Origin of the sequence: Paraburkholderia sp. MM5384-R2 (assembly GCF_014201025.1) — a bacterium.
In the GTDB taxonomy this organism is placed as follows: domain Bacteria; phylum Pseudomonadota; class Gammaproteobacteria; order Burkholderiales; family Burkholderiaceae; genus Paraburkholderia; species Paraburkholderia tuberum.
In genome coordinates this window covers 92,242-118,141 of sequence record NZ_JACHDI010000009.1, presented here as the reverse complement: position 1 = coordinate 118,141, position 25,900 = coordinate 92,242, and the positions used below count along the sequence as shown (strand labels likewise).

Annotated in this window: 23 protein-coding genes and 1 pseudogene; 12 read left to right on the top strand and 12 right to left on the bottom strand. The window is 64.9% G+C overall.

The features are described 5' to 3' along the window. The first annotated feature begins 291 nt into the window (after window positions 1-291). The 3 genes from HDG37_RS16865 (at window position 292) to HDG37_RS16855 (ending at window position 3,910) form a co-directional block, all read left to right on the top strand. Complete coding sequence (locus HDG37_RS16865) at window positions 292-2,952, top strand: response regulator (RefSeq protein WP_184049556.1); 2,661 nt, start codon at window positions 292-294, stop codon at window positions 2,950-2,952. A 209-nt stretch (window positions 2,953-3,161) separates the two neighbouring features. Continuing rightward, window positions 3,162-3,488: a transposase gene (locus HDG37_RS16860; protein WP_184049554.1), complete on the top strand. Its 327-nt coding sequence runs from the start codon at window positions 3,162-3,164 to the stop codon at window positions 3,486-3,488. Window positions 3,489-3,643: 155 nt separating this feature from the next. Then, window positions 3,644-3,910: a hypothetical protein gene (locus HDG37_RS16855; protein WP_184049552.1), complete on the top strand. Its 267-nt coding sequence runs from the start codon at window positions 3,644-3,646 to the stop codon at window positions 3,908-3,910. A gap of 28 nt (window positions 3,911-3,938) precedes the next feature. Here HDG37_RS16855 and HDG37_RS16850 read toward each other — a convergent pair whose 3' ends face one another. Genes HDG37_RS16850 through HDG37_RS16840 form a run of 3 tightly spaced genes read right to left on the bottom strand, consistent with a single transcriptional unit; the run spans window position 3,939 to window position 6,343 of the window. Beyond that, window positions 3,939-5,312, bottom strand: coding sequence for an ATP-binding protein (locus tag HDG37_RS16850; RefSeq protein WP_184049550.1), 1,374 nt, complete (start codon window positions 5,310-5,312; stop codon window positions 3,939-3,941). Continuing rightward, a complete protein-coding gene (locus HDG37_RS16845; RefSeq protein WP_184049548.1) occupies window positions 5,309-6,022 on the bottom strand; it encodes a response regulator in 714 nt (237 codons plus the stop codon). Before HDG37_RS16845 ends, HDG37_RS16850 begins: the two co-directional genes overlap by 4 nt. Before the next feature lie 27 nt (window positions 6,023-6,049). Beyond that, window positions 6,050-6,343, bottom strand: a complete 294-nt coding sequence (locus HDG37_RS16840) for an EF-hand domain-containing protein (protein WP_184049546.1) — start codon at window positions 6,341-6,343, stop codon at window positions 6,050-6,052. A 247-nt stretch (window positions 6,344-6,590) separates the two neighbouring features. Between HDG37_RS16840 and HDG37_RS16835 the strand changes: the two genes are divergently transcribed. Next, window positions 6,591-6,881 carry a hypothetical protein gene (locus tag HDG37_RS16835; protein WP_184049544.1) on the top strand — a complete coding sequence of 97 codons (291 nt, stop codon included), beginning with the start codon at window positions 6,591-6,593 and terminating at the stop codon, window positions 6,879-6,881. A gap of 316 nt (window positions 6,882-7,197) precedes the next feature. Next, window positions 7,198-7,476, top strand: coding sequence for a hypothetical protein (locus tag HDG37_RS16830; RefSeq protein ID WP_184049542.1), 279 nt, complete (start codon window positions 7,198-7,200; stop codon window positions 7,474-7,476). Here HDG37_RS16830 and HDG37_RS16825 read toward each other — a convergent pair. Beyond that, on the bottom strand, window positions 7,465-8,715 hold the full coding sequence (locus HDG37_RS16825) for an arsenic transporter (protein WP_184049540.1): 1,251 nt from the start codon (window positions 8,713-8,715) through the stop codon (window positions 7,465-7,467). The genes HDG37_RS16830 and HDG37_RS16825 overlap by 12 nt on opposite strands. Before the next feature lie 274 nt (window positions 8,716-8,989). Here HDG37_RS16825 and HDG37_RS16820 point away from each other — a divergent pair, with 274 nt between their 5' ends. From HDG37_RS16820 to HDG37_RS16810, 3 genes are all read left to right on the top strand, one after another. After that, a complete protein-coding gene (locus HDG37_RS16820) occupies window positions 8,990-9,553 on the top strand; it encodes a cytochrome b (protein WP_184049538.1) in 564 nt (187 codons plus the stop codon). Between the two features lie 116 nt (window positions 9,554-9,669). After that, complete coding sequence (locus HDG37_RS16815; RefSeq protein ID WP_184049536.1) at window positions 9,670-10,245, top strand: YceI family protein; 576 nt, start codon at window positions 9,670-9,672, stop codon at window positions 10,243-10,245. A 48-nt stretch (window positions 10,246-10,293) separates the two neighbouring features. Beyond that, window positions 10,294-10,875, top strand: coding sequence for a YceI family protein (locus HDG37_RS16810; RefSeq protein ID WP_184049534.1), 582 nt, complete (start codon window positions 10,294-10,296; stop codon window positions 10,873-10,875). Window positions 10,876-10,907: 32 nt separating this feature from the next. On the opposite strand, the pseudogene HDG37_RS16805 reads toward HDG37_RS16810, so the two are convergent. Further along, window positions 10,908-11,423: pseudogene (locus tag HDG37_RS16805) on the bottom strand (EAL domain-containing protein); the annotation flags it as partial. 158 nt (window positions 11,424-11,581) lie between these two features. On the opposite strand from HDG37_RS16805, the gene dinB reads away from it, so the two are divergent. After that, window positions 11,582-12,748, top strand: coding sequence for a DNA polymerase IV (gene dinB / locus HDG37_RS16800; protein WP_184049532.1), 1,167 nt, complete (start codon window positions 11,582-11,584; stop codon window positions 12,746-12,748). Here the strand turns inward: dinB and HDG37_RS16795 are convergent. The 6 genes from HDG37_RS16795 to HDG37_RS16770 all read right to left on the bottom strand — a co-directional run bounded on the left by HDG37_RS16795 (window position 12,715) and on the right by HDG37_RS16770 (window position 21,913). Continuing rightward, window positions 12,715-14,184 (bottom strand): heavy metal sensor histidine kinase, encoded by a 1,470-nt coding sequence (locus HDG37_RS16795; protein ID WP_184049530.1) that lies wholly within the window; start codon window positions 14,182-14,184, stop codon window positions 12,715-12,717. The genes dinB and HDG37_RS16795 overlap by 34 nt on opposite strands. After that, the gene (locus HDG37_RS16790) at window positions 14,181-14,867 is read right to left on the bottom strand and encodes a heavy metal response regulator transcription factor (RefSeq protein ID WP_018424874.1); all 687 of its coding nucleotides are present in this window, start codon (window positions 14,865-14,867) and stop codon (window positions 14,181-14,183) included. The genes HDG37_RS16795 and HDG37_RS16790 overlap by 4 nt, the downstream gene beginning before the upstream one ends. A 106-nt stretch (window positions 14,868-14,973) precedes the next feature. Next, a complete protein-coding gene (locus HDG37_RS16785) occupies window positions 14,974-16,509 on the bottom strand; it encodes an efflux transporter outer membrane subunit (protein WP_184049764.1) in 1,536 nt (511 codons plus the stop codon). Window positions 16,510-16,559: 50 nt separating this feature from the next. Further along, window positions 16,560-17,786, bottom strand: a complete 1,227-nt coding sequence (locus HDG37_RS16780; RefSeq protein WP_184049528.1) for an efflux RND transporter periplasmic adaptor subunit — start codon at window positions 17,784-17,786, stop codon at window positions 16,560-16,562. A gap of 23 nt (window positions 17,787-17,809) precedes the next feature. Continuing rightward, entirely contained in the window at window positions 17,810-21,070 is a 3,261-nt protein-coding gene (locus HDG37_RS16775) for an efflux RND transporter permease subunit (protein ID WP_184049526.1), read from the bottom strand. A gap of 408 nt (window positions 21,071-21,478) precedes the next feature. Next, a complete protein-coding gene (locus HDG37_RS16770) occupies window positions 21,479-21,913 on the bottom strand; it encodes a VOC family protein (RefSeq protein WP_008918388.1) in 435 nt (144 codons plus the stop codon). Window positions 21,914-22,064: 151 nt separating this feature from the next. Between HDG37_RS16770 and HDG37_RS16765 the strand changes: the two genes are divergently transcribed. The 3 genes from HDG37_RS16765 to HDG37_RS16755 all read left to right on the top strand — a co-directional run bounded on the left by HDG37_RS16765 (window position 22,065) and on the right by HDG37_RS16755 (window position 24,249). Continuing rightward, a complete protein-coding gene (locus HDG37_RS16765; RefSeq protein WP_184049524.1) occupies window positions 22,065-22,940 on the top strand; it encodes a LysR family transcriptional regulator in 876 nt (291 codons plus the stop codon). Window positions 22,941-23,160: 220 nt separating this feature from the next. Continuing rightward, a complete protein-coding gene (locus HDG37_RS16760) occupies window positions 23,161-23,799 on the top strand; it encodes a LysE family translocator (protein WP_184049522.1) in 639 nt (212 codons plus the stop codon). A 99-nt stretch (window positions 23,800-23,898) separates the two neighbouring features. Beyond that, complete coding sequence (locus tag HDG37_RS16755) at window positions 23,899-24,249, top strand: hypothetical protein (protein ID WP_184049520.1); 351 nt, start codon at window positions 23,899-23,901, stop codon at window positions 24,247-24,249. A 64-nt stretch (window positions 24,250-24,313) separates the two neighbouring features. Here HDG37_RS16755 and glnA read toward each other — a convergent pair whose 3' ends face one another. Beyond that, window positions 24,314-25,819, bottom strand: coding sequence for a type I glutamate--ammonia ligase (gene glnA, locus HDG37_RS16750; RefSeq protein WP_184049518.1), 1,506 nt, complete (start codon window positions 25,817-25,819; stop codon window positions 24,314-24,316). Between the last annotated feature and the right edge of the window lie 81 nt (window positions 25,820-25,900).

Sequence of the window (25,900 nt, the reverse complement as noted above, 5' to 3'; positions counted from 1 at the left end):
CACCAAGGTATCGAGCCACGCCGGAAATGCGGGCACTTCTTCCGCTTTCGCCGCGCAGCAAACGCGCCTCGCGGTAAATGTCGCCCGCGCATCGAACGAGGTGCCAAATTGGTACGGTTTCGGACACGGGTGCTTACCCGGCAAAACCCCGAATAGCGTCTGCGATGCATCAACGACAAGGCGTTGTGCCCTACAATATTTGGGGTTCGCGAGGCTGCGCAACGCGCGCGAACCCTCGACGCTTCGGTCAAGAGCCAATCATTTTCGACGTGATTTCACGTGGAGCGCTGCATGCCTTTTCCGGCACAAGACTGCGGCTGCGCTGGCTGGCGCGGCGAGATGGCGCGACGCATCAGCGAATTCGACTGGCGCGCCACCACCCTCGGCGCGATCGAAAACTGGCAGCGCAGTCTGACCTCGACGGTCCAGATGATGCTCGCCTCGCCGGTGCCGCTCGTGCTGTTGTGGGGCGAGCCCGGCTACATGATCTACAACGACGCCTATGCGCTCTTCGCGGGCGGGCGGCATCCGTATCTGCTCGGCCGTCCGGTGGAAGACGGCTGGCCCGAAGTCGCCGATTTCAACCATCACGTGATGGTCACCTGCCTCGCGGGCGGCACGCTGTCGTATCGCGACAAGGCGCTCATGCTGCTGCGCGACGGCAAGCCGGAAGACGTGTGGATGGATCTGTACTACAGCCCGGTCGCGGGCGACAGCGGCGCGCCGGCCGGCGTGCTCGCGATGGTCGTCGAGACCACCGGGCGCGTGCTGACCGAGCGGATGCGCCAGCAAGCCGAAACCGAATTGCACGAGACCAACGAACGCCTGCAGCTCGCTCTGAACACCGGCGCGGTGCTCGGCACCTGGGTGCTCGACGTGCGCACCGGCGAGGTCACGGGCGACGAACGCTTCGCGCGGACCTTCCTGTTTGCGCGCGACAAAGCGTCGAAGGGCGTCGCGCGCGATGCCGTGACGCAGATGATCCACCCCGACGACCAGGCGCTCAACGACCGCCTGACCGCCGAAGCGATCCGCAGCGGCGAGCCGTTTCGCGCCGAGTACCGAATCCGGCGGCCTGACGACGGCTATATGTGGGTACAGGCGAACGGTCGCTGCCAGTTCGACGAACACGGCGAACCGACGCGCTTTCCGGGCGTGCTGATCGACATTCACGACCGCAAGATCGCCGAACAGCAGCTTCTTCAGTTGACCGAAACGCTCGAGCAGCGCGTCGCCGATTCGATCGCGGCGCGCACGCTCGCCGAGGAACAGCTGCGCCAGGCGCAGAAGATGGAAGCGATCGGCAGCCTGACGGGCGGCGTCGCGCACGACTTCAACAACGTACTGCAGGTGATCAACGGCAATCTGCAGATGCTCGCGGCCGACGCCGACGACGACCCGCTCACGCAGCGGCGTCTATCCGCCGCGACCGATGCCGTCAAACGCGGCGCGAAGCTCGCCGCGCATCTGCTCGCGTTCGCGCGGCGTCAGCCGCTGTCGCCGACCGTGCTGAATCCGCGCCGCCTGCTGACCGGCATGAGCGAGATGCTGCATCGCGCGCTCGGCGAAACGGTGCGGATCGACACGGTGCTCAGCGACGATCTGTGGAACGTGCAGGTCGACCGCAACCAGCTCGAAAACGCGCTGCTCAATCTCGCGATCAATGCGCGCGACGCGATGCGCGCCGACGGCGTGCTGACCGTGCGCGCGACCAACCGCACGCTCGACGCCGCGTTCTGCCGCGGCAAGCCGGAGTTGTCGCCCGGCGAATACGTGGAGTTCTCGGTTGCCGACACCGGCTCGGGCATGCCGCCCGAAGTGCTGCAACGCGTGTTCGAGCCGTTCTTCACGACCAAACCCGACGGCCACGGCACCGGCCTTGGCCTGTCCATGGTGTTCGGCTTCGCGCGGCAAAGCGGCGGGCATGTGTCGATAGAAAGCGAAGTGGGACACGGCACCACGGTGTCGCTGTTCTTTCCGCACTGCCGCGAGGCGGAGACGCCGGAGACCGTCGATGGCACCGCGGCACCGGTCGGCGGCGGCGAAACGATACTCGTCGTCGAGGACGATGCCGACGTGCGGCTGACCGCGGTCGAAATGCTCGCGCAGCTCGGCTACAAGGTGCTGACCGCGTCGAACGGCGACGCGGCGCTCGAATTCATCGACAGCGACATGCCGATCGATCTGCTGTTCACCGACGTCGTGATGCCCGGCAAGCTGAAGAGCGTCGAGCTCGCGCAACGCGCGGCCGCGCGCACGCCGCCGCTGCCTACGCTGTTCACGTCGGGCTATACGCGCGACGAAATCGTCCACCACGGCAAGCTCGACGCCGGTATCACGCTGCTGTCGAAGCCGTACCGGCGCGACGATCTTGCCCGTCTGGTGCGTAACGTTCTACGCGCGGGCGCCGCGCGCGCGGACCACGCGGCCGGGATGCGCGAAGCGCGTATCGCCGCATGCGTGCCGCCCGCCGCGTACGAAAGCGCCAACACGTGCGCCACTGCGAAGGGCCCGCGGAAAGCGTCGAACCAAGAGCCGAAGAAAAAGCCGCACAAGCCGATCCAGCCGCGTGCGGCCCACGAAGCCGCGCGCGTGCTGTTCGTCGAGGACGACACCGAATCGCGCGAGGCGCTCGGCGAACTGCTCGGCGCGTTAGGCCTCGCTTGCACCGCGGTCGCGAGCGCGGAAGCAGCGTTGCCGCTCGCGAACACGCAACGCTACGACGTACTGTTGACCGACCTCACGCTGCCCGGCATGTCCGGCCACGAACTCGCGCGCGCGGTGCGGCGCGTGCAGCCGGAGATACGCGTGCTGCTGGTGTCGGGCTACGGTCGCAGCGCGGAGATCGGGGCGGCGATTCCCGGTGCCCGGCTACTCGGCAAGCCGCTCGATATCGCGCAGTTGCGACACGAGTTCGCGCAATGGCTCGACCACACCGAAGCGGCGTCCTAGATGCTATGAGGGAGAGCAGCGTCAGCTCCTTCAACGTGGTCGCGGTAATCCCCGGCGCGTCGCAGATGAAGGTCAGGAACGCAACGCTAGCATCATCGGAAGCGAAGCAATCCGCGGTTCAGCGGGCCAAACCCCGTGTAAATCCGGAATTGGAAGGACCCGCCCAAACCGTAAGATCGACATAAACCGGTCAGGCAGGTGTTCGCGGCATGCTAGATCTTCCTCTTTCCGATGACGCCTGGGCGCGCATCAGTCATCTGTTCAAGCAGGACCCGAAGAAACGTCTGGGCCGGCCCGCGCGTCCTCCGCGCGAGATCCTGGACGCGATTCTGTGGGTCGTCACGCGCAACGAGAAATGGCATCGGCTGCCCGGCACGTTTCCGCCGTCGCAGACGTGCTACATCAGGTGGCTGCAATGGCGCCGCACGGGCTTGATGAGCGCGATTCTCGACGAGCTCGGCCTGAGCGGTTGCGCGCTTGCATCGGCGTCTCGAGCGGATTCGGCGCCTGCAGCGGGGTCGACTGCCGACGCCTGAAATCGCGGCCTGGAATGGCATATATTGTTGGTAAGGATGAGTACCGCAACGGCGCGGCCCCGATCTGCATCAGCCGCGCGGGTGCGGGTATGATGCCGGGCGCGGTGCCCGCCGCACCCGCTTCCGATGCCGCATTTTTTGCCACGAGAACCATCATGCCTGCCCAACACGACGAAGCACCCGGCGCTCACGACACGACGGACAAGCCGAAGCACAAGACGCTGTCCATGTCCGTGCGCAATCTCCTGATGGTCGCCATTGGCGTCGTGATGTTCACGATCGTGTCGGGCGTCGTGCTGTACAACCCGATCATGTACGGCGACGAGATCCCGAACTTCGGCATCATCCTGATGCTGACCGTGCCGGTCATCGCAGGCGTCGCGTTTCGGGTCGGGCTCGACGCGTGGCTCGATCGCGAGTGAGCGGCAAGAACGCCACGTCCTCATCCCATCATGCCGCCTTGACCGGCAATACGACCCACACTTCGAGGCCGCCGCCGTCGCGCGGATGAAACTGCAGGCCGCCGCCGTGCAGCCGCGCGATCCGATCGACGATCGACAGCCCCAGCCCCGTGCCGCCGCTATGCGCACGCGCATTGCGGCCGCGCTGGAACGGCGCCTTCAGCTTCTCCAACTCCTGCGCCGTCAAACCTTTACCGCGATCGCCGACCGCAACCGTGACCGCGTCCTGCGTTGCCCACGTGCGCACCGCAAGCCCGCTGCCGCCGTAGACGATCGCGTTCTGCATCAGATTCATCAGCAGCCGCATCATGCTGATCGGCCGATATCGAACGGCCGGCAAGCTGCCCAGCGACAGGTCGAACTCGTGCCCGAGCCCCGCGAAGTCGCCCGCGAGCCGTTCGATCAGCGCATTCAGATCGCCGGGCTGCGCTTCCTCGCGCTCGCCGCTGCCCGCGTAATCCATGAACTGCTGCAGAATCGTCTCGATCTGATCGAGATACGATTCGGCGGCGATGACGAAACTGCTGTCGGCCCCCTGCGGCATCGCCATCGCCATCGACAGGCGCAGCTTCGTCAACGGCGTGCGGATGTCGTGCGAGATGCCCGCGAGCATCAACGCGCGCGTCGCTTCGGCGTCCTGTAGCGCGCGCGTCATCTGATTGAAAGCGCTGCCCACGGCGGCGATTTCGGCGGGGCCGTCGGTGGGCAGCGGCGCGGGCAGGTCGCCGGCGCTGACGCGCCGCGCCGCTTGCGTGAGCTCGTGCAACGGTTCGTTCAGGTGCAGCTGGATCGCGTAGCCGGCGAGCGCGGCGAGCACGCCGAGACCCAACGACAGGAAGATCGCCGCTTCGAGGCCGCTGCCCTGCGCGTCCTCGGGAACCGGCAGCGCGATCCAGTATGGCGCGCCGGCCAACGAACCGGCCGCGTGGTCGGACCCGGCAGCCGGCGCATGCATGCGAATCCACAGCCGCTGCGCGCCGTCGGTCTGCCATCGCACGGGCATATCGGCGGGCAGATGCTTCTGCAGGCTGTCGATGAAAACGCCGCGCTGATAGGTGCTGTACACCCGCAACAGATCGTGCGGCGGTGTGTCGGTCGCTTCGGGCGGCAACTGCTCACGCGCGTCGAGACGCGCGGTCAGCGCCGCGCGCGAGGCGGGCGGAGTGGCCGCGAGCAGGTTGTCGAGCGTCGTCACGTAGGTCGCGAACACGGCCGCCGCGCGTTCGACGCGTGGCCGCTGCACGTAATGCAGCAGCACGACGATCGAGCAGATCTGGCTCAGCATCACGAGCGCGATCAACAGCGCGATATTGCGCGCGAGCAGCGTGCGCGGCAGCAGTGCGCGCGACAGTGAGCGCATCATGATTCGACATCGGCGACGAGCATATAGCCGATGCCCCAGACGGTGCGAATGAAACGCGGCTTCGACGGATCGTCCTCGACGATCTGCCTCAGCCGCAGCACCTGTACGTCGATGCTGCGATCGAGCGCGTCATGGTCGCGCCCTCGCGCACGCGCGAGCAGGTTGTCGCGGCTCACCGCACGATTCGGCGACGACGCGAGCGCGACCAGCAGCAGCATCTGCGCGGAATGAATCTCGAGCGGCTCGCCCGCGCGCGACAGCTCCTGCTTGCCGATGTCGAGCGTGAAGTCGCCGAAACGCACGCGCTGCGACGTCAGGGTGAGGTCGCCCGCGGCCATCTTCTGGCGGCGCAGCAACGCATTGATTCGCGCCACCAGTTCGCGCGGCAGAAATGGTTTCGCGAGGTAGTCGTCGGCGCCGGTTTCGAGGCCGGTCACGCGATCGAGCGGATCGCCCTTCGCCGTCAACATCAGGATCGGCAAGGTCTGCCCTTGAGCGCGCAGCTTCGCGCAGATCTCGAGGCCGTCCTCTTCGCCGATCATCAGATCGAGTATCAGCAGGTCGAACGGCTCGCGCTCCAGGTAGCGATTCAGGCGCTTGCCGTCCTCGGCCGCGCGCACGTCGAAGCCATGACCGCGCAGAAAGCGCAGCAGCATGTTGCGCAACTCGGCTTCGTCGTCGAGCACGATGATCCTGGCGGGGCGTTCCATCCGAAAGCTCCTCGATAACCGAGCCGCTCAGTGTGCGGCCCCGCGTTCCTGCATGAATGCCTCGATCTGCGGGAGCGTGATGTAGCCGGCCTTCTGCGTGTCGATCTCGTCGAAATGACGCGCGAGCAGCGGCATGCCGGCCGCTGCCTGGTCGCGCGTCAGCTTGCCGTCGTGGGTGGTGTTCGCGCTTGAAAAACGCGTTTGCAACTGCTGCTCCATGTGCTCCATCCGCTGCTGGCTGATACCTTGCGGCGCGGCGGCCTGGGCGAACGCGACGGTGGACGCGCAGCACAGCAGCACGGTGGCGAGCAACTTCTTCATGACTGACTCCTTCGGTTGGAACATCGACCGTCGCCTGCCTGGGTGCCGCGAGCCGTTTCGATGACAGGCCGAATTGTTGGCCAGACGCCGCGCGATCGCAATTCGAGAATCATGTCGAATCATGTCACGGCACCGGGTGCCGCTGCAGCGTGACATCGAATGAAATGAGTTCGCGGTTTCGTTTTGCGGGCCTGCTGCGTATCGTTCCGTCTGCCGTTCGTCGGCATTCACGTATCAGGAGTCCCAAATGACTATCCGTCTCGCCTGCGCCTCGACTTTCACCGCCATCGGTCTCGCCTGTTCTTCCGCTGCCTACGCGCGAGTCGTGGTGTATCTGCCCGCCGCCGTCGTTTACGCGCCGCCGCCGCGGCCGGTCTACTACCCGGTGCCGGTCAATCCCGTGTACGTATCGGCACCGCCTGTCGCCGTGCCAGTGGCGGCCCCGACCATCGTCGCGGCGCCGCTCGCACTCAACTATGCGGTGGTGCCCGCGCCGACGGTCAGCTATGCGCAACCGCTCGTGATCGCGCCGCGTTGAAAGCGCGCGCCGGGCCGTCGCGCGGGCGGTTTCGATCGCCCCGAGACCGACCCACGCCGTTGACTCAGCATAGGACACGCGCCTCGCGGGCACGCCTGGTGAATTCCCGTTGTCCCGTTGAAAGGTGGAGCGCCGCGTAAAGCTTGCATGGAGTTTGCCGCTTCTTACCATCGCGCACCGCGCCAGGCGCGCGCCCGATGTGGCGCCCTGCGCCGTCACGGCTGATATTGACTACATATAGGCGGGATGGAACGGACCTTGCGATCCCTGTCAGGTTCGCGCGCCCCTATCCCACCTTCTTTCCTGGACCTTTGTGATGAGCTACCAAGATATCGACAAGGAAATCGCCCACCTCGAAGTCGTTTTCAACGCACTTTCTGGGCGCGACCGTTTTCCGTTGTCGTACTGGCAGCGTCGGCTGCATGTGTTGAACCGTTCGTCGATGGTGCCCGCGCAACGCCAGCGCGTCGCCCGCCTCGAAGCAAGGCTGCGCTCGGTCGGCGCGCGACTGGACGAGCTCGCCGGCGCGACGCGCGTCGGTTCCTGCACAAGCCCGCTGATGGCGGGCGGGTCCGGCATCCGTTCAGCCAGTTAATATCCGTGCCCCAAGCGCCAGCACGAGCGCGGGCACCATCACCAGCGCGCCGACTTTCAGAAACTTCATGAAGCTGACGTCTTCGCCTTCGCGGCGAATCGCGTTGAGCCACAGGATCGTCGCGAGCGAGCCGGTGATCGACAGGTTCGGCCCGAGGTCGACGCCGATCAACAGCGCGTCGATCACACGCTCGGGGCTATGCGCCTGCATCACGGTCGAACTCGCGATCAAGCCGGCCGGCAGGTTGTTGATCAGATTGCTGAGGAGCGCGACGCTCGCGCCGGCCCACCCGGCCGCTTCCATTTCGTTGTGTTCGGTCGCGCGGCGCAACGCACCCGCGAACAGGTTGATCACACCGGTGTGATCGAGCATCTCGACCAGCACGAACAGTCCGGCGACGAGCGGCAACACGTTCCACGAAATTTCGCGCATCATCGGCAGCGGCGATCTGCGCTCCTTGATCAGCACGACGAGCGCGGTCAGCGTGCCGAGGATCGCGGTCGGCAGGCCGAGCTGGATGTCGTAGGCGGAGACCGTCAGCAGCGCGCCGGCCGTCAGCGCGATGCCCGCGAGCGCGACGCGCCCGCTCGCCGACAGCTCGACCGTGTCGAGATTTGCCTCGCAGACGCCAGCGAGCGCCTCGCGTTGCGTCCAGCGCAGCATCACGAAGGTCGCGGCAATCGACAGCACCGACGGCAGCGTGAAGCGCAGCATCCACGGTCCCAGCGGCGGCGTGTGATTGCCGTACAGCACGATGTTGGCCGGATTCGAAATCGGCAGCACGAAGCTCGCCGCATTGGCGACGAACGCGCAGACGAACAGCAGCGGCAGCGGCGGTGTCTTCGCTTTCTTCGCCGCCGCGAACACGGCGGGCGTCAGCACGACGGCGGTGGCGTCGTTGGAAAGAAACGCGGTGATCACCACGCCGAACAGATACACGAGCACGAACAGCTTGCGCGGCGAACTGCGCGCATGATTGACAGCGAGCACCGCGACCCAGTCGAACAGCCCTTCGCGGCGGCCGACTTCGGATAGCAGCATCATGCCGAACAGGAACAGATAGACGTCGGTGCCCTTGCCGATCGCTTCGACCGCGAGATGCAAGGGCAATAGGCCGAGGGCGACGAGCAGCACCGCGCCGGCGACGGCCCACACGGCTTCGGGCCATTTGAACGGCCGTATGATCACGCCGGCGGTGGCGAACGCGGCAATACTCCAGGAAAGAAAAATGGAATTCACGGCTTGACGCCTGGATAATGGGTTATGTGGGTGGCTGCGCAAAGCGCGCAACCTTGTTGTTCGGGGCAACAAATTACCACAGCGGTACCACGGCGAGCGCTCCATAGCAGCGTGCGTGCCTTCATGCGCGGACCTTTCAGCGCGCATATCTCTCGACACGATTAACATCACCGCGACAACGATCTGTTCCCGCCCACCCGCCTATTCAGTTTGAATGGGCATCCCTACTATCCGCATTCTCACGCGGCTTCTCGCGAGCAACGGATAGAACACGATGCAAACACACGCTTGCGCTCCCACGCGCTACCACGGCGCGGCGATCGCGCTGCACTGGCTGGTCGCCGCGCTGATGATCTGCGGCTTCTACATCGGCTGGATCATGACCGATATCCCCGGCTTTACGCCGACGAAGCTCAAGTACTTCTCGTGGCACAAATGGATTGGCGTGACCGTGTTCGCGCTGGCGCTGCTGCGGGTGCTGTGGCGCGCGACGCATCGCGCGCCCGCGCTCGATGCCGCGACGCCCGCGTGGCAGAAGGCCGCCGCGCATCTGGTGCACGGCCTGCTGTATCTGCTGATGCTCGCGATTCCGCTGTCCGGCTACTTCTACAGCTCGGCGGCCGGCATTCAGGTCGTGTATCTGGGCATCGTGCCGCTGCCGACGATCATCGGTCCCGATCAGGCGCTGAAGGCCGCGCTGCGCACGGTGCACGTGCTGCTCAACTACACGCTGCTCACGCTCGTGATCATGCACGTGCTTGCGGCGCTCAAGCATCAGTTCGTCGATCGCGACGGAATGCTCGCGCGCATGGTGCCGTTTCTGAAGACCCGCGCATAACGATATGACGGCTTGAAGAAAGCCAAAACTCCTGTCGATTGGTTACGACTGGTTGGCAATCAAATTCCTCGCGGTGTGCAATCAGGCCGCGAAGCTCGGATAGGATGCGTACCATCATGAAGACACCCTTTTATCTCTCCGCTCACCGCGCGACGCTCGCTTCTTTCGCGGCGCTTGCGCTGCTCGGCGCGAACCTCGCGCACGCCGACGTCGACCTCGCGAAAAGCAGCGTCATCGCCACGACCAAACAGATGAACGTGCCCGTCGACGGCAAGTTCAGGAAGTTCTCCGCGCAACTGAATTTCGATCCGGCGAAGCCTGCCGCGGGCAGCGCGAACGTGTCGATCGACACCGCGAGCTACGACCTCGGCGCCGACGACTACAACAAGCAGGCGCAAGGCAAGGAATGGTTCGACAGCGGCGCCTTCCCGAGCGCGACCTTCGTGTCGAGCTCGATCGCGCCGGCTGGCGGCAACCAGTACAAGGTGACCGGCAAGCTGACGATCAAAGGCAAATCGCAAACGGTCGTCGTGCCGGTCGTGATCGCGAGCCAGGGCGCCACGCAAACTTTCGACGGCTCGCTGCCGATCAAGCGCACGCAGTTCGACGTCGGCACCGGCGAATGGAAAGACACGTCGGTGGTCGCCGACGACGTCGTCATCAAATTTCATCTGGTCGCGGCGAAGAAATAACCCACCACGCCGCAGCACCGCCTTACCCTTCGACCTCTGGAGTCCACCTTGAAGCAATCCTTTCTGCTCGCCGCCGGCGCGCTCGCCGCTGCATGCTCGTTCAACGCGATGGCCGCCGCCGAAACCTACCTGCTCGATCCGTCGCACACGTCGCCGAGCTTCGAGACCGACCACTTCGGCGGCCTGTCGATCTGGCGCGGCAAGTTCCAGAAAAGCAGCGGCACCGTCGTGCTCGATCGCGCGGCGAAGACCGGCACGGTCGAGGCGACGATCGACCTGACCTCGGTCGGCATCGGCAACGACAAGCTCAACGAGGAACTGGTCGGCGACAAGTTCTTCGACACCGCGAAGTTCCCGACCGCGACCTACAAGGGCACGCAGATCCGCTTCGACGGCGACAAGCCGGTCGAAGTGATCGGCACGCTGACGCTGCACGGCGTCACGAAACCGGTCAACCTGAAGATCGAATCGTTCAAGTGCATCCAGCACCCGATGCTCAAGCGCGAAGTGTGCGGCACCGAATCGGTCGCGACGTTCAATCGCGACGATTTCGGCATCGACTTCGGCAAGGCGTACGGCTTCAACATGAAGACCACGCTGCATATCCAGGCCGAAGGCGTCAAGCAGTAAGCGCATCGCGCCCGGCACGGCCGGGCGCCGAACTACTGGATCGCGGGCTGCGCCGGCGCGTGCGACGCGCGGCGCGCTTCCAGCCACGCGACCAGCTCCTCGCGGCGCATGGCCTTCGCGAACAGCCAGCCCTGTCCGTACTGAACGCCTCGGCGCAGCAGATACCCGACCTGCTCGTCGCGCTCGATTCCCTCCGCCACGACTTCCACCCCCAATTCGTGCGCCATGTCGATGATATGCGGCGCAACGATGCTCGACGCCGCATCGCGGGCGATCGTGTCGACGAACGATTTGTCGATCTTCAGAGCGTCGATCATGAAAGTCTGCAAATAGGCGAGGCTCGAATAGCCGGTGCCGAAATCGTCGATATAAACCGGGTGGCCGGCGCTTCGGAAGGCCGCGATCGTCTGCCGGGTCACATCGGCGTTCAGGCAACTGCGCTCGGTCGCTTCGATCCTGATCTGCGCGGGACGCAGGCCGGTTCCGGCGAGCCTCGCGGTGATCAGGTTAAGAAAGCGCGGCGTGCGCAGATCCTCGCCGCTCACGTTGAACCCGCTTTTTCAACAACGCGTTGAACGACACGCGTGCGGCCGGCCGTGCCGGCCCTGACCGGCGGCGAGCGCGGCAAGGTACCATTACGGGCTGGCGGCGTCGCGACGCGCGCCGTCACCGCTTTCGTTCATTGCCATCGCCCGCTTCAACTCCCATGAATTCGCCAACCCGCCGCATCGCGCACCTCGACATGGACGCGTTTTACGCGTCCGTCGAACTGCTGCGCTATCCGGAGTTGCGCGGGCGCGCGGTGGTGATCGGCGGCGGGCGCAACAGCGCGCCGCAGGTGCTCGAAGACGGCAGCAGGCGCTTCGCGAAGCTGCGCGATTACGCGGGCCGCGGCGTCGTGACCACCTCGACCTACGAGGCCCGCGCGCTCGGCGTGTTTTCGGCGATGGGCATGATGAAGGCCGCCGCGCTCGCGCCCGACGCGATCCTGCTGCCGACCGACTTCGATTCATACCGCCACTACTCGCGTCTTTTCAAGGCCGCCGTCAGGACGTTCACGGACCGCATCGAGGATCGCGGCATCGACGAGATCTATATCGACCTGACCGACCTGGCGGGCGAACCGGCCGACATCGGCCGGCGCATCAAGGACGCCGTTCATCAGGCCACCGGTCTCACGTGTTCGATCTGCGTCGCGCCGAACAAGCTGCTCGCGAAGATCGGCTCCGAACTCGACAAGCCTGACGGCCTGACGATCCTGACGCCGGCCGATATACCGCTGCGCGTGTGGCCGCTGCAGGTACGCAAGGTCAACGGCATCGGCCCGAAGGCCGCGCAGAAGCTGACCACACTCGGCCTCGCGACGGTCGGCGATCTGGCCGCCGCCGACGCCGGTTTGTTGCAGGACAACTTCGGGCGCAGCTATTCCGCCTGGCTGATGCAGGTCGCGCAGGGTCACGACGAGCGGCCCCTGGTGGTCGAATCGGAGCCGAAGTCGATCAGCCGCGAGACCACGTTCGAGCGCGATCTGCATCCGCGCCACGATCGACCGGCGTTATCGAGCGCGTTTACGGGGCTGTGCGTGCGTGTCGCCGACGATCTCGTGCGCAAGGGCTACGTGGGCCGCACGATCGGCATCAAGCTGCGTTACGACGACTTCCACACCGTCACGCGCGACCTGACGCTCGACGAACCGACCGCCGACGCGAGCGAAATCCGCCGCGCGGCGACCGAATGTTTGCGACGCGTGGAGTTGAACCGCAAGCTGCGGCTATTGGGCGTGCGCATCAGCACGCTGACGTCGGCCAGCGAACAGGCGCTGAAGCCGCGCCTGCCGGTTCAGGCCGACTTGCCTTTCGCGAGCGACGAATAGGCGCTGTCGCCGGCGACGCCGGTCGCGTTCGCACGCATGGCCGGCACGTCGCCTGACGTGGACAGCGCCGACGCCGCCACCGAAAACGAGAACGTGTTGACGCCGTTGGCGCTGTGCGCGGACACGGTGCCGCGATGCATCTCCGCGATCGCCTTCACGATCGCGAGCCCGAGCCCGTGGTTTTCGCGGCTATTGGTGCGCGAGACTTCCGCGCGATAGAAACGGTCGAACAGATGTTCGAGGACGTCCGGCGCGATCGGCTCGCCAGGATTTGCCACGGCGACGCGCACCTGGTCGCGCATCGGTCCTTTCCCGCGCGCGATCGTCACGCTGATCGACGCGCCCGGCTCGCAGTGCTGGATCGCGTTCATCAGCAGGTTCGTGCACGCGCGGCCGAATAGCGACCGGTTCACGCGCGCAAACGCATCGCCGTGCAACTGCGCATGCACGCGCGCCTCTTCGAGCGGAATCTCCAGAAACTCGAGCGTATGCGCGAGTTCCGCCGCGAGCGACACCTCGACGAGCCCCGTCGCGCGTTCGCCCTGATCGGCGCGCGCGAGGAACAGCATGTCGTTGATGATCGTGCGCATCCGCTCGAATTCTTCGAGATTCGATTGCAGCGTGTGGCGCAGATCGTCGACCGAGCGGTTGCGGGTCAGCGCGACCTCGGTCTGGCCGATCAGGATCGTGACCGGCGTGCGCAGTTCATGCGCGACGTCCGCGTTGAACGATTCGAGCCGGCCGTAGGCGCCGTCGAGCCGTTCGAGCGCGCCGTTGAACGAGTTCGCGAGGTCGTTCAGTTCGAGCGGCAGCGATGCCGTATTGAGCCGCTGCGAGCGGTTGTTCGGGCTGACCGCCGATGCGTCGCGCGTCAGACGCGTGAGCGGTGCGAGACCGATGCGCGTGACCGAGTAGCTGAGCAGCAGCACCGCGAGACTGCCGAGCGCGGACAGCGCCGCGAGCGCCGAGCCGAACACGCGCATCGTGCGCAGGTTCGGTGAATAGCTCGACGCGACCTGCAACTGCACCGGCGGCCGCGCGGCGTTGGCGGGCAAGCTCACCGTCGCGGTCAGCATGTCGGGGCCGCCCGCCGGCGCGATGCGCGCATAGCCGCCCGGCCAGCTCTTCGTGACGGTGCCCTGCACCGGCGTGCCGAAGTGATAGCTCGGGTCCGCGCTCGTCACCGAGTACACGGTGCTGCCGTCGTGCGGCGTCATGTCGGTGAGTTTTTCGCGGCACATCCGCCATTTTTCGGGCGTCACCGCGTGATAGACGATGATGCGCGCGATCTGCGTGCGATCGTCGAGCGACTCGCGCAGATGATGTTCGAGCTGCGTGCGCAGCACCAGAAAGAGCCCCGTGCCGACGAGCGTAAACACGAACAGCGCGACCAGCGCGAACATCGACGCGAGACGGCGGGCAATCGAACGGTTCATGACGTCTCGGCCTCTTCGCGCACTTCGAGCACGTAGCCCATGCCGCGCACCGTGTGCAGCAGCTTCGACGGGAACGGGCCGTCGAGCTTCGCGCGCAGCCGCTTGATCGCGGTTTCGACGACGTTCGTGTGGCTGTCGAAGTTGACGTCCCACACGAGTTCGGTGATCGCGGTCTTCGACAGAATGTCGCCCTGACGACGCGCGAGCACGCTGAGCAGTTGAAACTCTTTCGCGGTCAGGTCGAGGCGTACGCCGTCGCGCGTCGCGCGGCGGCCGATCAGATCGACGAACAGATCGCCGACGGAAATCAAGGTGGACTCCTGCGAACGCGTGCGGCGCGCGAGCGCATGCAGACGCTCGACCAGTTCGAGGAACGAGAACGGTTTGGTCAGGTAGTCGTCCGCGCCTTCGCGCAGGCCGCGCACGCGGTCGTTCACGTGATCGCGCGCGGTCAGCATGATGACCGGCGTCGACTTGCGCATGCGCAGCGCCTTCAGCACGCTGAAGCCGTCGCGCTTAGGCAGCATCACGTCGAGGACGATCACGTCGTAATCGAATTCGGTGGCCAGATGCATGCCTTCCTCGCCGTCGAGCGCGACGTCGACGACCCAGCCCTGCTCTGTCAAACCGGAGCGCAGGTAGTCCACCACCTTGTGCTCGTCTTCAACGATCAGCAATTTCATCGGCGTCCCCATGCCACGTTTGGCGGTCAACTGTCCATTATACGAAACGCCCCTGATGCCTCGCGCCGATCCCACTGCCTCGGCATGCAAGCTCTGCCGGGGCGATTCAGTGTGCAGGAGCCGGCATCTCCTTCTGCTGCGCGCCGCCGGCTGGCGCTTGCTGCGGCGATGCCGTAGCACTGGCGACGTTCGCTGTCGCGTTCGTACGGGTAGCCTCGTTCCCGGCCATTGCGCCACCTTGCGCGCCGCCCTCCCAGCCGCCGCCGAGCGCCTTCACGAGCGCCACCGACAGCGTCAACTGCTGGCCGTGAATCTGCACGTCCGTGCGCTCGCTGGTCAGCAGCGACTCCTGCGCGTCGATCACGTTCAGATACGCGACGAGGCCGCCCGAATAGCGATCGTTCGCGAGCGACAGCAGCCGCTGCGCGTCCTCGACCGCCTCGCGCGACTGCTTCGCCGCGCCGTCGAGCACCGACAGTCCTGTGATGCCGTCCTGTACCTGCTGGAACGCGCTCAGCACGGTCTGCCGATAATTCGCCTCGGTCGCCTTGTAGCCCGCGCTCGCGTACTGGACGTTGGCCGCGCGCCGGCCGCCGTCGAAGATCACTTGACCGACCGTCGCGCCGAGCGTCCACATCAGCGTCGGCGCGCTCAGCAGATTGGCGAACCCGGTGCTCTCCCAGCCGATGCCCGGCGTCAGCGTGAGGCTCGGGAAGAACGCCGCCCTGGCCACGCCGATCTGCGCGTTGGCCGCCGCCATCGCACGTTCCGCCGAGGCGACGTCGGGGCGCCTTTGCAGCACGTCGCTCGGCACGCCGAGCGGTACGGTCGGCGGCTTGATGTCGAGCACCTTCGGCTCGATCGCGAACTGCGGTGCCGGCACGCCGACCAGCGCGGCGATCGCATGCTCGAACTGCGCGCGCTGATTGAGCAGCAGTTGCGCCTGCACGCGCGTCGAATCGAGCTGCGATTTCTGCTGCAGCACGTCGAGGCCCGATACCGAGCCGAGATCGTGCTCGGTGTTCACGTAGTCGAGCGCTCTCTGCTGCAGCTTCACCGACTGGTTCAGCACGTCGATCTCGCGGTCGAGTTCACGCAGCGTGAAGTAGTCGGTGGCGAGGTCGGTCGTCAGCACGAGCCGCGCGTTCGCGAGATCGTCCGCCGACTGTTCGGCCGACGCCTGCGCGCCCTCGACCTGACGACGGATGCGGCCGAACAGATCGGTGTCATAGCTGATCGTCGGCCCGAGCTGGATGCTGTTCTGCACCGTCGATTCGGTCGGCGTCGCGTAGTTCGTCAGCGGCCGGTCGTGCGAAATACGGAAGCGCGAGGCCTGTGCGTTGAAATCGACTTCCGGCACGCGCTGCGCGCTGGTGTTCGCGAGCGTCGCCTTCGCCTGCTCGTAGTGCGCGCTCGCCGCGGCGAGCGTCTGGTTCTGCGCGAGTGCCTGGGTTTCGAGCGTCGCGAGCGTCGGGTCGGCGAAGCCCGTCCACCAGTCCGGCGCGATCGGCGCATGCGACGGCGCGGCGACGCGCCAGAACGAATCGGTGTGCCATTCGGGCGGCACCTCGGCCTGCGGCCGCTGATAGTCCGGGCCGACCGTGCACGCGGCGAGCAGCGCCGCGCCGGCGCAAGCGCTCAGCGCGGTGAAGACGGTGCCACGCGTACGCGCCTGGCGTGAGGCCGCGAACGTCACGACGCCCCCTTGCCGTTCTTCTGCAGCGGCTGCACCTGCACGTGATCGCCATCGGCAATCGAATCGCTCGGGTTGACGATGATGCGATCGCTCGGCGAGATACCGCTTTCGATTTCGAGCTGCTGACCGAGGTCCACCGCGATCACGACCTTGCGCAGGCTCACGTTGCCCTTTGCATCGACGACCGCGAGGCGCGGACCCTCCGCGCGAAACAGCAGCGCGTTGCCGGGCACCGTGAGACGCGCATGCGCGGCGGCCGGCACCGCGACCTGCACGTACGCGCCGGGGCGCAGCTCGTCGTCGGGATTCGGCAGCGTCACTTCGATCTGCAACGAGCGCGTGGGCACGTCGATCGCGCCAGATATATGCGTGATCTTGCCGTTGAACTGCTGGCCCGGCAGCTCGGCCTGCGTGACCACGACCTTCTGCCCGACCGCGACGTTCTGCGCGTAGGCCTGCGGCAACTGCACATAGACGCGCAACGGGTCCGATTGAGCAAGCGCGAACAACGCACGGCTCGTGCCGCTGCCCGCGTCGATCAGATCGCCGACGTCGACGTTGCGCTGCGTGACCACGCCGGTAAACGGCGCGACGATCCGCTTGAACGATTCGAGCTGCTGCAGACGCTTGACGTTCGCATCGGCGGCCGCGAGATTCGCGAGATCCTGCGTGTAGGTGCTTTGCCGTTCATCGAGTTCCTGCTGCGACACCGCATCACGCTGGCGCAACTGCTGCCAACGGTCCAGCGAGCTCTTCGCGAGCGCGAGGCTCGAATTGATCTGCTGACGCTGTGCCAGAGCCTGCGCGAGTTCCTGGTCGATTTCCGGCGTATCGAGCTCGGCGAGCAGTTGCCCCTGCTTCACGTGGGTGCCGATGTCGGCGTACCAGTGCAGCAGATAGCCGGTCGCGCGTGCATAGATCGGCGACTCGACATAGCCGCGCAGCGTGCCCGGCAGCAGCGTGTCGCCGCCGCCCTCGGTCTGGGTCGGCGTGACGACGTTCACGTACTGCGTGGCATTCTGCTGCGCGATCGCCGCGACTTCGCGGTTTTGCAGCACGTTCGCGATCACGGTGCGAAGTGTGCCTGCCACGAGCAGCACGAGCACGATCACGACGGCGATCTTCGCGCGCTTCCATTCGCGATGGCGCGGCGGCAGCCGGTGCTCTCCTTCTTCGGTTTCCCGCGCGGGGATCGCTAGCGATGCATGAGTTTTTTCGGTCATCTCAGTCAACCATCGTTTAACTTTTACGCGAGCGTCGCCGCGCTGCTGGGTTCCGGTGCGGGGGTGTCACGATGGCCGCCACTGCCACTGCCACCGCCGTTGCCGCCAGCGTCGCCACCGCCGTTGTCGTCGTCGCCGCCGTTCTTATGACGGCGCGCGAGCCACGAATGAATTCCCGCAAACACGAGCGGCACGAAAAACAGCGTCGACACGGTCGCGAACAGCAACCCGCCGATCACCGCGCGGCCAAGCGGCGCATTCTGCTCGGCGCCCTCGCCGAGACCGAGCGCCATCGGAATCATGCCGATGATCATCGCGAACGCGGTCATCAGCACCGGACGAATCCGGCTCGCGCCGGCTTCGAGCGCGGCCGTGAGCGGCGGCGCGCCGGCCGACAGCCGCTGGCGCGCGAACGCGACCATCAGAATACTGTTCGCGGTCGCGACGCCCATCGTCATGATCGCGCCGGTCAGCGCCGGCACGCTCAGATGGGTGCCGGTCAGGAACAGCATCCACATGATCCCCGCGAGCGCCGCCGGCAACGCGCTGACGATGATCAGCGGATCGACCCACGACTGGAAGTTCACGACGATCAGCAGATACACGAGCACGATCGCCATCGCGACGCCGATGCCGAGCCCAAAGAACGAACTGCGCATCGTCTGTACCTGGCCGCGCACGGTGATCGTGCTGCCGCGTGGCAGCGAGCCGCGCACCTCGTCGACGATCTTGTCGACCTGATTCGCCACGCTGCCGAGATCGCGCTTTTCAACGCTCACATACAGATCGATGACCGGACGGATGTTGTAATGCGTGACTTCCGCGAACTGGCTCTTCGGCGAGATCTGCACGAGGTTGCCGAGCAGTTGCGTCGGCCCGTTCATCGTGGCCGAGACCGGGGTGCGCAACAGCTCGTCGATCGAAGACACCTGGTACTGCGGCGTCTGCACCGCCACCTTGTATTCCACGCCGTTCCTGTTGTTGACCCAGAAGCCCGGCGACGTCTGCGAGCTGCCCGATAGCGAAACGAGCACGTTCTGCGCGACGTCGTTCGCGGTCAGGTTCAGTTGTTGCAGGCGGGTGCGGTCCATGTGCAGATCGATCACCGGTTCGTCGAGCTTCTGCTGGATATGCGTGTCGACGGTGCCGGGAATCAGTCGCACCTGCTTCAGAAGCTTGCGCGCGACGTCGAGGTTGCCCTGCTGATTCGCACCCGAAATCTGCACGTCCACCGCGGCAGGCAGGCCGAAGTTCAGGATCTGCGTGACGATATCGGCCGGCTGAAAGAAGAACTCGACGCCCGGGAAACGCTGCGGCAGGATCGCGCGCAGCTTGTCCATGTAGATCTGCGACGGCTTGTGGCCTTCGTTCAACGCAATCTGGATCTCGCCGTCGAGCGTGCCCATCGTGCCCGCGTTGCTATACGACAGGTTGATGCCGCTATACGGCAGCCCGAGGTTGTCGAGAATCGTGCCCAACTCCCTGGGCGGCACGACTTCGCGGATCACCTTCTCGACCTCGTCGGCCAGCCGCGCGGTTTCTTCGATACGCGTGCCGGTCGGCGCGCGCATGTGCAGACGGATGTCGCCCGCGTCGACGCTCGGAAAGAAGTCTTCGCCGAGTGCAAAGAACAGGCCCATCGACAGCACGCAGAAACCGAGGAACAGCGCGCCGAACATCTTGCGACGCACGAGCAGGCTGCTCAGGATCATGATGTAAGTCGCGCGCATGCGCTCGAAGCCTGCGTCGAAGCGGTGATACAGACGCATGAACAGATTCGGCTTCGTGCCCGCCTTCGGCTTGTGCGCGTGGCCCATCAGCAGCATCGCGAGCGTCGGCACGAGCGTACGCGACAGGATGTACGAAGCGAGCATCGCGAACACCACCGCTTCCGCGAGCGGCACGAATAGATAGCGCGCGACGCCGGTCAGGAAGAACATCGGCACGAACACGATACAGATACACAGTGTCGAGACGAGCGCCGGCACTGCGATTTCGCCGGCGCCTTCGAGAATCGCATCGTGCAGATTCGTGCCCAAGTGCAGGTGCCGCTCGATGTTCTCGATCGTCACGGTCGCGTCGTCCACCAATATGCCGACCGCGAGCGCGAGGCCGCCCAGCGTCATGATGTTGATGGTCTGCCCGAGCGCGTGCAGCACGATCAGCGACGACAGAATGGACAGCGGAATCGAGATCGCGATGATGCAGGTGCTGCGCCAGTTGCCAAGGAACAGCAGGATCATCGCGGCGGTCAGCGCGGCGGCGGCCAGCGCTTCGCGCACCACACCCTGCACCGCCGCCTTCACGAATACCGACTGGTCGAACAGCGCGGTGATCTGCAAATCCGGCGGCAGCGCGGCGCGCGCGGCCGGCAAAATGCCTTTCAACGTATCGACGATCGACAGCGTCGACGCGTTGCCGTTCTTCAGCACCGAAATCAGCACGCCGCGATGACCGTTCTGCCGCACGATGTTGGTCTGCGGCGAGAAGCCGTCGCGCACATGCGCGACTTCACGCAGGTAGGTCGTCGCGCCGTTGACGGTGCGCACCGGAATGTCGTTGAGGCCTTCCAACGTCGGTGGCGACCCGTTCATTTCGATCGTGTATTCCTTCGGCCCGATCTTGGCCGTGCCGGTGGGCAGAATCAGGTTTTGCGCGTTGAACGCGTTGACCACGTCGGCAGGTGTCAGGCCCTTGGCCAGCAGCGCGCGCGTGTCGAGGTCGACCGAGATCAGCCGCGATTTGCCGCCATACGGATACGGCACGGCCGCGCCCGGAATCGTCACGAGTTGCGGTCGCAGGAAGTTCAGCGCAGTGTCGTTGAGATCCTGCTCCGAGAGTTTCGGACTCGACAGGCCGAGCTGGATGACTGGAATACTGGAAGCCGAGTAGCTGATGACCAGCGGCGCGGTGGCGCCCGGCGGCATCTGCTTCAATTGCGCCTGCTCGATGGCGACCGTCTGCGCGATCGCCGTCTGGATGTTCGCGTTCGGCTGCAGAAACACCTTCAGGATCGCGATGCCGGGGAGCGATTGCGATTCGATATGTTCGATGTCGTTGACCGTCGTGGTCAGACTGCGCTCGTTGACCGACGTGATGCGGGTGGCCATGTCTTCGGCCGACAGCCCCGTATACGTCCAGATGATGCTGACGACCGGAATGTTGATATCCGGCAGCACGTCGACGGGCATGGTGAACAGCACGAAGGGCGTCGCCAGCACGATCAGAATTGCCATCACGATGAACGTGTATGGCCGCTTAAGCGCTACGTTGACGATCCACATTGAAACGGGCCAGAGAAAATGCGGGTGGAGGGAGGGATTGAATCTGCGCTTATGCTAGATCGATGGCACCAACGCCTGCATGGCATGAAAATGGCGAAATCGTCAGGAAGCTTGTTGAAAGCAAATGTGCCATTTTTGGAGGCGAAGGGCTCTCGCCGAATTAGCTGCGAATTAGCCGCAAAGCAAACGTTTGTTGAATAAATTTACGCGCAGTTAATGAAACGTTTGCTGATACGCGGCATGTTTTTTGGCTGAATAATATGAAACATGCTTTCAGATTGATTCGCACGACGGGGCGATTTTGCTCCGTGCGGCCATCCCCTTCAACGAAAATAGGCCGGTCGACCTGAATGGTCGACCGGCCTTCATTTGCAGTTATCCGTATCCTGGCGTCAACGCCCGCGACGCTTATTTGGCGAACAGCGACGACATATCGGCGAACGCCTTGAACTCGAGCGCATTACCCGACGGATCGAGGAAGAACATCGTCGCCTGTTCGCCGACCTCGCCCTTGAAGCGCACATGCGGCTCGATGATGAATTCGATGCCAGCCTTCTGCAGTTTGTCCGCGGCGGCCTGCCATTGCTCCATCGACAGCACCGCGCCGAAGTGGCGCACCGGCACCGCGTCGCCATCGACCGCGCTGGTATGACGGTGACCGACTTCGTCCGGCGCCAGATGCGCGACGATCTGATGACCGTAGAAATTGAAATCGACCCATGCGTCCGAACTGCGCCCTTCCGGGCAGCCGAGCAATTCGCCGTAGAACTCGCGCGCGGCGGCGAGGCTATGAACAGGAAACGCCAGGTGGAACGGCGGCAAAGCGGTTTCGGCAACGCTCATGATAGAAAGACTCGCTGGGGTGGGAGTGAGGATGAATTACGACTGGCACGACTGGCAACCGGTTCAGTTGACGCAAAGTTTAATCATGAATAAAAATGTTGAGAAACGATATATATTTGACCTGACCATCACCAAAATCGATTGATCGATCATGCTCAGCGAGTTGAAAACCTTGATTGCCGTCAGCCAGTACGGCACGTTCTCCGGCGCGGGCGCGCGCATCGGGCTCACGCAATCGGCCGTCAGCGCGCAGATGCAGCGGCTCGAACAGGAACTCGGCTTTCGGCTGTTCGACCGCACCGGCCGCTCTGCGACGCTCAACGAGGCGGGCCGCGAAACGCTCGCGCTCGCCGAGGAAATGATGACGCTCTATGCGCGGCTCTCCGAGCGCAGCGGCGGCGCCGCCGAAAGCGGCATGCTGCGGGTCGGCGCGATCGCGTCCGCGCAGGTGTCGCTGCTCGCCGACGCGCTCGCGCGCTTTCGCGACGACCGTCCCGGCTGGCGGATTCGCGTGGTGCCGGGCGTGTCGCTGGGGCTGCTCGGCCAGGTCGACTCGGGCGAGCTCGATCTGGCCGTCATCATCAAACCGCCGTTCGCGCTGCCGTCGGAACTCGAATGGCGCACGCTCGTCGCCGAACCGTTCGTGCTGCTCGCGCCGAAACAGCTTGCGCGCGGCGGCCGCTCGTGGCGCGAACTGCTGCGCAGCGAGCCGTTCATCCGCTACGACCGCGCGTCGTTCGGCGGACGGCTCGTCGACCGTTTTCTGCGGCGCGCGCGCCTTGGCGTGCGCGATGCGGTCGAGCTCGACGAATTGCAGGCGATCGTGCAACTGGTCGCGCGCGGCATGGGTGTCGCGCTGATTCCGAATACGGCCGGGCTCGGCAAATGGCCAGCGAGCGTCGTCGCACTCGAACTCGGCGATGCGAGCTTCGAGCGCGAGATCGGGCTCGTGCTGCGGCCGCGGCATAGCCGGCCGGTGGTCGCCGATGCGTTGGCCGAGTGTATTGCGAGCGCGGCGCACGGTTGAGCGCTTTGCACGCCGCATTCGATGCGAGTTCGCTTCGGGTTCGCTTCGGGTTCGCTTCGGGTTCGCTTCGGGTTCGCTTCGAGTGTGCTGCCATACGTACGCGCAACTGTATCTGTGAGTCGCGCGCGACAGCGCGCAGAATCGTCGCTTCATTCAACCGGCTGTGTGGCACGTTGCATTGCATTGTCGAACACGCGCTCCGCCCTTACCTTTGCCCGCCATGATCGCCAGCCCTCTGCTCACCGCCGATGTCCTGATCGCCTACAGCGCCTATTTCGTCGGCACCGCGAGCCCTGGGCCGAGCAATCTCGCGATCATGTCGCTCGCGATGAGCGCGGGCCGACGCGCGGCACTGGTGTTCGCGCTCGGCGTGGTGTCGGGCTCGTTCTCATGGGCGCTGCTCGCGTCGCTCGGGTTGTCGGCGGTGCTCGCCGCCTACTCGGAATGCCTCGTCGCGATCCGGATCGCGGGCGGCTTGTATCTGCTGTGGCTCGGCTTCAAGTCCGCACGCTCGGCGTGGAGCGCCGGCAAGCCGGCCGCGAGCGCGGCGCGCGTCGACGAACCGCTCGGGCGACTCTATCTGCGTGGCCTTTTGCTGCATCTCACGAATCCGAAAGCGGTGCTGGTGTGGCTGTCGATCGTGTCGCTCGCGATGTCGCCGGTACACGGCGCCGCGCACGTGACGCCGGTCGTGCTGGGCTGCATGGTGATCGGCGCGACGGTATTCAGCAGCTACGCGGTGCTGTTTTCGACGGCGTCCGCACGCCGCGTCTATACGGCGATCCGGCGCTGGCTCGATGGCTCGCTCGCGGTGATGTTCGGCATTGCGGGGGTCAAATTGTTGACGTCGAAGAGTTGAGGTGGGTCGGGCGCGTCTGGGTCGCCCGAGGCCGCGCTCTGCGATACTGGCGGTTCGGCTCCATCAACGACGGCTGCTAACGCACCCACCCACGCAACGATGAACGGCAACGACCACGACGCACCTTCTTCCAACCAACGCTCGCCGCTGCAAAAGCGGCTCTATCTCACCGGCGCGGCGATCCTGGTCGTCAGCCTGATCGCCGCGGTGCTCATCTACGTGAGCGTGCCGCCGTCCGATAGCGCGGTCGCGATGTACGGCATCGTCGATCCGCGCTATCAGATCGAGCTACAGCAGATCGGCGGCAACGCGGCGGTACTGATGGCGCAGTTGCATCAATGGTTCGATAGCTTGTGGCACGGTGTCAGGCTCGCTTATACGGTCGCGGCGCTGGGCGCCGCGCTCGCGGCTGGCTGCATTTTCATCGGCCATTTTTTCGCGGACGATTGAGTCGCGAGGCGCTCGCATCGAGGCGCTCTCGTACCAAGACCGAGTCACCGCCTGCGTTGTTCTTCTAGATATCGAAGTACAGATAAAACTCCCATGGATGCGGACGCAATTTGATCGTGTCGATCTCGCGGCTGCGCTTGTAGTCGATCCAGGTCTGGATCACGTCGTCTGTAAAGACATCGCCTTTGCGCAGGAACGTGTTATCGGTTTCGAGCGCGGCCAGCGCCGCGTCGAGGGAGCCCGGCACCTGCCGTATATTGCGCGCTTCTTCGGGCGGCAGATCGTAGATGTTGCGGTCGAGCGGCTCGCCGGGATCGGTCTTGTTTTCAATGCCGTCGAGGCCGGCCATCAGCATCGCGGCGAAAGCAAGATATGCATTGGCCGACGGGTCCGGACAGCGAAATTCGACGCGCCGCGCGTTGGCCGAATCCGAATACATCGGAATGCGCGCCGCGGCCGACCGGTTGCGCTGCGACATCGCCAGATTGACGGGCGCCTCATATCCGGGTACCAGGCGTTTGTATGAATTCGTCGTCGGCGCGCAGAAGGCCATCAGCGCGGGTGCGTGCTGGAGCAATCCGCCGATGTACCAGCGGCACATGTCCGAAGTCAGCGCCCAGCCGCCCGCGTCGTAAAAGAGGTTCTGTTCGTCTTTCCACAGGCTCTGGTGACAATGCATGCCGCTCGCATTGTCGGCGAACAGCGGCTTCGGCATGAAGGTTGCGACCTTGCCGTGCCGACGCGCGACGTTCTTGCAGATGTACTTGTAGATCATCACGTTGTCGGCCATGCGGGTCAGCGTCGCAAAGCGCATGTCGATCTCGTTCTGTCCCGCGGTCGCAACTTCGTGGTGATGCACTTCGATCTGTACGCCCGCCTGCTGGAGCGTCAGCGCGATTTCCGAGCGGATCTCCTGCAGCGTGTCATGAGGCGGCACCGGGAAATAGCCCTCCTTGTAGCGCTGCTTGTAGCCGAGGTTGCCACCGCCGTATGCGCCTTCGTCGCGACCGGTGGTCCAGTCGCCCTCGCCCGACTCGACGTAGTAGTAGCCGCAGTGCTGATCCTGGCCGAAGCGGATGGAGTCGAAGATGAAGAATTCGAGCTCCGGCCCGAAATAACACGTCGTCGCGATGCCCGTCTGGCGCAGATAGTTCTCCGCCTTTTTCGCCACGTAGCGCGGATCGCGCGAATACGGCTGCCGCAGCACGGGATCGACGACGTCGCAAATGATCGACAGCGTCGGCGTGCCGCAAGCCGGGTCGACGAAGGCCGTTGCCGGGTCAGGCCGCAGCAGCATGTCGGACTCGTGGATCTCCTGAAAGCCGCGGATCGATGAACCATCGAAACCGATGCCGGCGCTGAACAGGTCGTCGTGAACCTCGGGAAGCGTGATCGAAAAATGCTGCCAGAGTCCGGGCAAGTCGGTGAATTTCAGATCGACGATCTGAATATTGCGCGCTTGCAGCAGGCCGATCACATCGCTTGCGCTTTGTGGTCGCGTGACGCGATAGCTGCCCGCTTCGACGGACACCGCAAACGGCGATCCGGTGGTTCCTTGCGTACTGGCCATGAACTTTGCCCTCTTCCGCCCCATTACCGCCCGTGTACTTATAGTCCAACGTTAGTACGTCCACGCGCGAAAACAAGGCGG

Coding starts and splice junctions, on each gene's coding strand:
- HDG37_RS16865 (WP_184049556.1), top strand. CDS start 292: ATGCCTTTTCCGGCACAAGACTGCGGCTGCGCTGGCTGGCGCGGCGAG.
- HDG37_RS16860 (WP_184049554.1), top strand. CDS start 3,162: ATGCTAGATCTTCCTCTTTCCGATGACGCCTGGGCGCGCATCAGTCAT.
- HDG37_RS16855 (WP_184049552.1), top strand. CDS start 3,644: ATGCCTGCCCAACACGACGAAGCACCCGGCGCTCACGACACGACGGAC.
- HDG37_RS16850 (WP_184049550.1), bottom strand. CDS start 5,312: ATGATGCGCTCACTGTCGCGCGCACTGCTGCCGCGCACGCTGCTCGCG.
- HDG37_RS16845 (WP_184049548.1), bottom strand. CDS start 6,022: ATGGAACGCCCCGCCAGGATCATCGTGCTCGACGACGAAGCCGAGTTG.
- HDG37_RS16840 (WP_184049546.1), bottom strand. CDS start 6,343: ATGAAGAAGTTGCTCGCCACCGTGCTGCTGTGCTGCGCGTCCACCGTC.
- HDG37_RS16835 (WP_184049544.1), top strand. CDS start 6,591: ATGACTATCCGTCTCGCCTGCGCCTCGACTTTCACCGCCATCGGTCTC.
- HDG37_RS16830 (WP_184049542.1), top strand. CDS start 7,198: ATGAGCTACCAAGATATCGACAAGGAAATCGCCCACCTCGAAGTCGTT.
- HDG37_RS16820 (WP_184049538.1), top strand. CDS start 8,990: ATGCAAACACACGCTTGCGCTCCCACGCGCTACCACGGCGCGGCGATC.
- HDG37_RS16815 (WP_184049536.1), top strand. CDS start 9,670: ATGAAGACACCCTTTTATCTCTCCGCTCACCGCGCGACGCTCGCTTCT.
- dinB (WP_184049532.1), top strand. CDS start 11,582: ATGAATTCGCCAACCCGCCGCATCGCGCACCTCGACATGGACGCGTTT.
- HDG37_RS16795 (WP_184049530.1), bottom strand. CDS start 14,184: ATGAACCGTTCGATTGCCCGCCGTCTCGCGTCGATGTTCGCGCTGGTC.
- HDG37_RS16790 (WP_018424874.1), bottom strand. CDS start 14,867: ATGAAATTGCTGATCGTTGAAGACGAGCACAAGGTGGTGGACTACCTG.
- HDG37_RS16780 (WP_184049528.1), bottom strand. CDS start 17,786: ATGACCGAAAAAACTCATGCATCGCTAGCGATCCCCGCGCGGGAAACC.
- HDG37_RS16775 (WP_184049526.1), bottom strand. CDS start 21,070: ATGTGGATCGTCAACGTAGCGCTTAAGCGGCCATACACGTTCATCGTG.
- HDG37_RS16770 (WP_008918388.1), bottom strand. CDS start 21,913: ATGAGCGTTGCCGAAACCGCTTTGCCGCCGTTCCACCTGGCGTTTCCT.
- HDG37_RS16765 (WP_184049524.1), top strand. CDS start 22,065: ATGCTCAGCGAGTTGAAAACCTTGATTGCCGTCAGCCAGTACGGCACG.
- HDG37_RS16760 (WP_184049522.1), top strand. CDS start 23,161: ATGATCGCCAGCCCTCTGCTCACCGCCGATGTCCTGATCGCCTACAGC.
- HDG37_RS16755 (WP_184049520.1), top strand. CDS start 23,899: ATGAACGGCAACGACCACGACGCACCTTCTTCCAACCAACGCTCGCCG.
- glnA (WP_184049518.1), bottom strand. CDS start 25,819: ATGGCCAGTACGCAAGGAACCACCGGATCGCCGTTTGCGGTGTCCGTC.